The following is a 6,270-nucleotide window of genomic DNA, read 5'->3' on the forward strand; positions in this document are numbered from 1 at the left end:
AGCCGCCGGTAGGCCGCCGCTGCCATCCCGTGCCCGGCCGCCAGGAAGGGCGTGAACAAAAGGATCGCTGCCACCCCTTCGACCAGATGCCCGGCCGGGCTGTCCGGCAGCGCCGACCTCAGAGCAGCATTGGCGCCAAGCCCGGCCGCAAAGGGCAGGAGGTGAGTGGCCAGCGCGGCAAGACCGAGCGTGCGCAACTGTCCCCGCGTCCAGGGAAACGTGATGAACACATGCGCCTTGCCCCGGTCGATGGTTGCGGCGCCATAGAGCGTCAGGCGCAGTGCAAAGTAAGCGAGCACGGCGAAACCTGCAGCGGCAACAATCAGGTAGAGCCCGCCATAGGGCGTCGCCAGCATATCAAGGAAAGCCTGCTGCACCAGTTCCGGCGGGGCGTCTCCGGCAAGGTCATGCTTGCCCTGCGCCTCGATCAGGATGCCCGGCAGGATCAGGAGGAAGAATCCGACGAAGAAACCGATCAACAGGAAGGCGAGATAGACGGCCGAATTGGCATGCGCGAGGGCGAGGAAACCGCCGGGCCGCGGGCCGATCAGGCTGCGGTAGAGGCCGCGCGAGAGCTGGATGCCGGCGCCGAAAGTGAGGATCGCCATGGCCAGCGGCGCGGCGAGGTTGCCGCCCAGATGCAGGCTGGCGCTGTAGAAGGCGCCGGACAGCGCGAACAGGCCGAGCCAGTGCAGGTTTGGCCCCAGCGCGGCGAGGCCGTGCTGCCAGCCTTCCTTCGCAAGGTTTCGTGCTGAGATGCGACGCGTCATGGGCTGCACAGGTAATTCGACCTTGCCCAAGGGGCAAACGCCATCTTGACGCGCCCGGCCCCGGTGGCCCATGTCCCGGCAATGACCCTGAAACCCATCCACATCATCGGCGGCGGCATGGCCGGCTCCGAAGCTGCCTGGCAGATCGCTTCGGCCGGCGTGCCCGTGATCCTGCACGAAATGCGGGGCACGCGCGGCACCGAGGCTCACCAGACCGACCAGCTGGCCGAGCTTGTCTGCTCCAATTCCTTCCGCTCGAACGACCATACGGCGAATGCCGTCGGCGTGCTGCACGAGGAAATGCGGCGGGCAGATGGCCTGATCATTTGTACGGCGCGCGACCATCAGGTGCCCGCCGGAAGCGCGCTGGCGGTGGACCGCGAGGGCTTTGCCGAGGCGGTGACCGCGAAGCTGGAAGCGCATCCGCTGGTGACGATCGTGCGCGAGGAAATCGCAGGGCTCCCGCCGGAAGACTGGGACTCGGTGATCGTGGCGACGGGGCCACTGACTTCGATTGCACTCGCCGAAGCGATCCGCGCACATACCGGCGAAAACGATCTTGCCTTTTTCGATGCGATTGCGCCGATTGTCTATGTCGAAACAGTCGACATGTCTAAGGCCTGGCGCCAGAGCCGCTATGACAAGGCCGGACCCGGCGGCGATACTGCGGCCTATATAAATTGTCCGATGACGGAGGAAGAGTATAATCGCTTCCTCGACGCGCTTCTGGCGGCGCCAAAAACTGAGTTCAAGGATTGGGAAAAGAACACACCCTATTTCGAAGGCTGCCTGCCCATCGAAGTGATGGCGGAGCGGGGGCGCGAGACGCTGCGCTTCGGCCCGATGAAACCCATCGGCCTGACGAATGCGCACAACCCCACCGTCAAGGCGCATGCCGTGGTGCAGCTGCGCCAGGACAATGCGCTGGGCACGCTGTGGAACATGGTCGGCTTCCAGACCAAGCTGAAACACGGCGCGCAGACGGACGTGTTCCGGATGATCCCCGGTCTCGAGACGGCGGAGTTCGCGCGCCTCGGCGGCATTCACCGCAACACCTTCCTGAACTCACCGAAGCTGCTCGACAGACAACTGCGTATGAAGACGATACCGCGCCTTCGGTTTGCCGGCCAGGTGACCGGGGTGGAAGGCTATGTCGAGAGCGCGGCGATGGGTCTGCTCGCGGGGCGGCTGGCGGCGGCTGAACGCCTTGGACGGAAACTTGAAGCGCCGCCGCCGACGACCGCGATGGGCGCGCTCGTCAATCACATCACCGGCGGGCACCTCGCGGCGGGCCAGACCTTCCAGCCGATGAACGTCAACTTCGGCCTGTTCCCGGACATCGAGGATTATTCGAAAACCGGCGCCGACGGCAGACGCCTGAAGGGCAAGGACAAGGGCAAGGCGAAGAAAATGGCGCAGGCCATCCGCGCGCTTGAGGACTTTGATGCCTGGCTTGCAGGCGAAGCGGTGGTAGCGGCAGAGTAGGCGATGGGGCGAAGGCTGATGGTCTTCACCGATGTCGGCGTGCTGGCCTGTTGGGCGGTGACGGCCTTGATGGGCCAGGCCTTATCTCGCTGCCGCCGGAATGGCTGTTCAGGGATTATGATGATCCGCGCGCGGTGGCCCCGAACTGGTCGTTCCTGCCTGTAGAACTTGCCTTTTCTCTGACGGCGCCTTGGTCCCTGCACCGTAAGCAGAAGGGAAAAGCGGACTGGAAAAGCGGACTGGAAAATCTGGGCGGAACTTTCCCTTACACTGACATTCCGTGCGGGCATAATGGCGATTTCGTGCTGGACACTGACCGGCGATTTTGATCCGTCCTGGTGGATTCCGATCTGTTCCTGATGCTTTTGCCAATTCACTTTCTGGTTTTGCTGAGCCAGGCGGATTGAAGTCTGCGCGGGCGTCCGGACGCGCTCTGTGGGAGCGGCCGGTTTCGGGGGTTTCTCTGTTTTTTGTTCCCTTCATCCCCGCGAAGGTGTTCGCCAGGATGCCAAGCTTGGAGGGGCAGGTTTTGAGGTGCGCATGCAGGCGTAAGCGGGAACTTGTGCCTGCATTTGCCGTTACACTTCGCCGGTGTTCATCGCTTTCATGATGGAGAAGCGTTTGGACAGAGGGTTTGGCGCCTTGCCTTCGCAGTAGAGTTTGCGGAGGCGGAAGTGGGCGATGGCGGGGCGCAGGGGTTTCGGGGCCGGTGAAACGTGGGGGCCAAAGGCGTGGCCGGCCTTGCGGCGGACGCAGGCATAGGCCGCCGAGACGTCGCGGATTTCCTCGGCCCAGTTGTGGACGGGAATAAGGATGTTTGCGGCGGTCAGCGCGACCCAGGCTTCGGGCTCCTTCGAGCGGTCCTGTTCGACGAAAGCGGTCTGGTAGCCGTCGACGAGTTTCTGCAGGGCGCCCGGCTTGAGGCGGCCTTGGGCGGCTTCTTCTGCGACGGCGAGGCAGACGTCATGGCCGCGCGGCGCCTTGCCGGCTTCGATTTCGGCTATGGCTTCGCGCCACCACTGGAAACGGATCAGGCCGAGGGTTTCCTCGGTGACGACTTCCTGCACGCGGACAAGCTCGTAGTTGAGGGCATAGAGCGCGGTCAGCGCGCGGCGCTGGGAGGCGGGGGCAAAGCGGCTGGAAATCCAGCGGTCTTCGTCGACACGGCGGACGCGCTTGTCGATCTCGTCCCAGGGAGTCTTAGTCAAGGGTCTGGTCTGGTTTGACATGGACCCCATATGTGCCAAACCGCTGCGAAGCGAAAGACATCAAAGCTGCAATAAAGGACGTTTCCCTATGGCCTTCACCCTGCCCGACCTGCCCTATGCCCGCACAGCCCTTGCTCCGCACATCTCGGAAGAGACGTTGAACTTCCATTATGGCAAGCACCATCAGGCCTATGTGACGAACCTCAACGGCCTGCTGGCCGGAACGCCGCACGAAAACGCCTCGCTGGAAGCCGTGATCAAGGATTCCGCCGGTGACAAGGCGAAGGCCGGCGTCTTCAACAATTCGGCGCAGGTCTGGAACCACACCTTCTACTGGCACTCGATGTCGCCGGATGGCGGCGGCAAGCCGAAGGGCAAGATTGCTGAGCTGATCGAGCGCGACCTCGGCGGCTATGACAATTTCGCAAAAGAGTTCAAGGCCGCGGGTGCGACGCAGTTCGGCTCCGGCTGGGCCTGGCTGTCGTATAAAGCCGGCAAGCTGGTGATCAGCAAAACCCCGAACGCCGAGACGCCGCTGACGGAGGCCGGCACGACGCCGCTGCTGACCATGGATGTCTGGGAGCATGCCTATTACCTGGACTACCAGAACCGCCGCCCGGACTATATCGACACCTTCCTTAGCAGCCTTGTGAATTGGGACTTCGCCAACCAGAACCTGGCTGACGCGGGCGCCTGACTGAGCTAAATTCCCCTCTCCGGTGTGGAGAGGGGAGGGCCTCGATGTTCCGCACGCAATGCGGCAAGGCGGCCGAGCCCCGGCATGTGTTCTGTTCGGGCTGCGGGACGCGGCTGGCGCGAGACAACGAATTACCGCGTCGTGCCGGGGTGCCCGTAGCTGAAGGGCCTGACCGCGGACGCCGCGAGGGTCAGCAAGTCCGGGATAACCGGCGACGAGTTCCTGAAGCTGGCGCAGCCGGTGCTGGACGCGGCAGGCTCAGGCGGCGTGCGGATGAAGCTGGTCGCCGAGATCGCGACGCCGCTCTGTGCTAAATTGGGCGTGAAGACCGGCAAGGACGCCAAGAACGGATATGCGACCCCAAATGGCCGGGTGCTGGCGGCAATCGTCTGCTCACTGGCAAGCCGGAACCAGACGCTGGCGGCGGTACATGAAGGCACGGACGGCTGCGGGGTGCAGGCGGAGATTCCGCCGGGCATGACGACCTGGAGGGGCAAGCTTTCGCTGACGCTGGAGCGCAAGGCGGAAGGCACGGATGGTGTCGAGCGCGGTGGTGTTCGAGCGACAGTCAGCCGATTGGGGACGGTCCAAGCGCGTGCCGGATAATCTGCATCAGGACATTCTGAACGATCGCAGCCCGCAACCCTGAGGCGGCCTTCAGGGATGGGCGGCGACGCGGAAGCCGGTGAGATCGTCACGGGCAGCGCTGTCGAGGCGGGCGCGGGCGGCGATGCGCAGTTCGGCGGGCGTTGACTTGTAGGCGCCGCCGCGCACGACGCGCAGCTTGCACGCGGCGACTTCGACCGAGCGGCCATCCAGCGGTGCATTGGCGAAAGTATTGACGTAGCAGTCCTGCACCCATTCGCGCAGATTGCCGGTGACGCCCGCGAGACCGAGCGCGTTGGCGGGCAGCGAATCGACGCTGCGCGGCTGCGTGCCGGTGGCGGCGTTTGCGGCATCGAACAGCGGGCCCCACCAGAAAGGCGTGGTGGTGCCGGCGCGGGCGGTATATTCCCATTTTGCTTCGGACGGCAGGCGGTAAGCCCGGCCGGTCTTCCGGCTCAGCCAGGCGGTATAGGCCTGCGCATCTTTCCACGAAACTTTAGCAACCGGCTGTAGGCCGCGCCCATGGGCGCCGGCGGCGGGCGTGTAGCCGCCGCAGCCGCCATCCGTGAAGCAGGCATCCCATTGGTCATAGGTCACCTCGGTGGCGCTGATCGCAAAGGGCGCCATGGCAACTTTGCGCTGCGGGCCTTCCCAGGCATTGCGGGCAAGCTCGTCTTCAGGCGCGCCCATCAGGAACGTGCCGCCGGGCACGGCGATCATGTCGGGGCACATATCGCATTCGCGGAAGGTGGCGGAGGCAGGCTCGCCTGGCAGTTCGTCGACGGGCTCGGGCGCCGGAGCGGGTTCTTCCGCAGGCGGCGCAATGACTTCGGCAGTTGCGGAAACGGCGGCAACAGGCGCGGCCTCGGCGGTTTCGGGAGAGGCGAGCACAGCGAGCCGGGTGAGGCCCGGGACGACGAGGTCAGGCCGCAGGACATAGATGCCGGCGGCGCTGAAGAGGCCGAAGAGAAAGGTCAGCGTGATGGCAGTGAGCAGTCCGCCCCCGGAGCGTTTTTCCTTGCGCGGTGCAGGCTTCACGCGCTTGCGGGCCTTGGCGGTGGACGGGCCGCCTCCGCGGCTTTCGCTGCCACGGGACGGGGCCGGAACGGCGGCGAGGCGCTTGCGGATGACCTCGACGAACGCAAGCCAGGCAGGGTCCGTCCGGTCTCCCTTCCAGCCCGACAGGTCGGTCGTCTGGATCAGCTCGAACATGACCGGGCGGTCACATTCCTCGATCATCAGGGGGACGAGCGTATTCTTTCGGGCGCCGATCGTGGCCTCGGCGCGCACCCAGCGGGATTTTACCGAACGCCTGGACCAGAGGACGACCACTGCGCGCGCGCTGTGCAGGCGGTCTTCGGTTATCTCGTCATAATTTTCCCCGGCCTGGAGGTTCATGTCCATCCAGACTTCAAAGCCTTCAGCCGTCAGGCCATCGACAATGATCTGAGCGGTTTGCAGGTCTTCGCGGTTATACGAAACGAATATTTCCGACATGCGCCCC

At 64.5% G+C, this 6,270-nt stretch carries 7 protein-coding genes and 1 pseudogene; 5 read left to right on the forward strand and 3 right to left on the reverse strand.

Going from position 1 to position 6,270, the window contains the following annotated elements; all coding sequences use genetic code 11:
- Window positions 1-770, reverse strand: a 770-nt coding sequence (locus WEA77_RS03855; RefSeq protein WP_368066545.1) for a hypothetical protein, incomplete at its 3' end; no start/stop codon positions are given.
- An 81-nt stretch (window positions 771-851) separates the two neighbouring features.
- Between WEA77_RS03855 and trmFO the strand changes: the two genes are divergently transcribed.
- From trmFO to WEA77_RS03870, 3 genes and pseudogenes are all read left to right on the forward strand, one after another.
- Window positions 852-2,255: a methylenetetrahydrofolate--tRNA-(uracil(54)-C(5))-methyltransferase (FADH(2)-oxidizing) TrmFO gene (trmFO, locus tag WEA77_RS03860; protein ID WP_368066550.1), complete on the forward strand. Its 1,404-nt coding sequence runs from the start codon at window positions 852-854 to the stop codon at window positions 2,253-2,255.
- A 50-nt stretch (window positions 2,256-2,305) separates the two neighbouring features.
- Window positions 2,306-2,443, forward strand: a pseudogene (locus WEA77_RS03865) (DUF5360 family protein); the annotation flags it as partial.
- A gap of 82 nt (window positions 2,444-2,525) precedes the next feature.
- Complete coding sequence (locus WEA77_RS03870; RefSeq protein WP_368066551.1) at window positions 2,526-2,615, forward strand: DUF5360 family protein; 90 nt, start codon at window positions 2,526-2,528, stop codon at window positions 2,613-2,615.
- Between the two features lie 218 nt (window positions 2,616-2,833).
- Here the strand turns inward: WEA77_RS03870 and WEA77_RS03875 are convergent, their stop codons facing one another.
- A complete protein-coding gene (locus WEA77_RS03875) occupies window positions 2,834-3,463 on the reverse strand; it encodes a squalene/phytoene synthase family protein (RefSeq protein WP_368066546.1) in 630 nt (209 codons plus the stop codon).
- Window positions 3,464-3,551: 88 nt separating this feature from the next.
- On the opposite strand from WEA77_RS03875, the gene WEA77_RS03880 reads away from it, so the two are divergent.
- Window positions 3,552-4,160, forward strand: a complete 609-nt coding sequence (locus tag WEA77_RS03880) for a superoxide dismutase (RefSeq protein ID WP_368066547.1) — start codon at window positions 3,552-3,554, stop codon at window positions 4,158-4,160.
- Between the two features lie 240 nt (window positions 4,161-4,400).
- Window positions 4,401-4,766, forward strand: coding sequence for a hypothetical protein (locus WEA77_RS03885; RefSeq protein WP_368066548.1), 366 nt, complete (start codon window positions 4,401-4,403; stop codon window positions 4,764-4,766).
- 51 nt (window positions 4,767-4,817) lie between these two features.
- Here WEA77_RS03885 and WEA77_RS03890 read toward each other — a convergent pair.
- On the reverse strand, window positions 4,818-6,270 hold a 1,453-nt coding region (locus tag WEA77_RS03890), incomplete at its 5' end, for an SUMF1/EgtB/PvdO family nonheme iron enzyme (protein ID WP_368066549.1).

The sequence above is a fragment of the Hyphomonas sp. genome (assembly GCF_040882205.1).
Classification (GTDB): Bacteria; Pseudomonadota; Alphaproteobacteria; order Caulobacterales; family Hyphomonadaceae; genus Hyphomonas.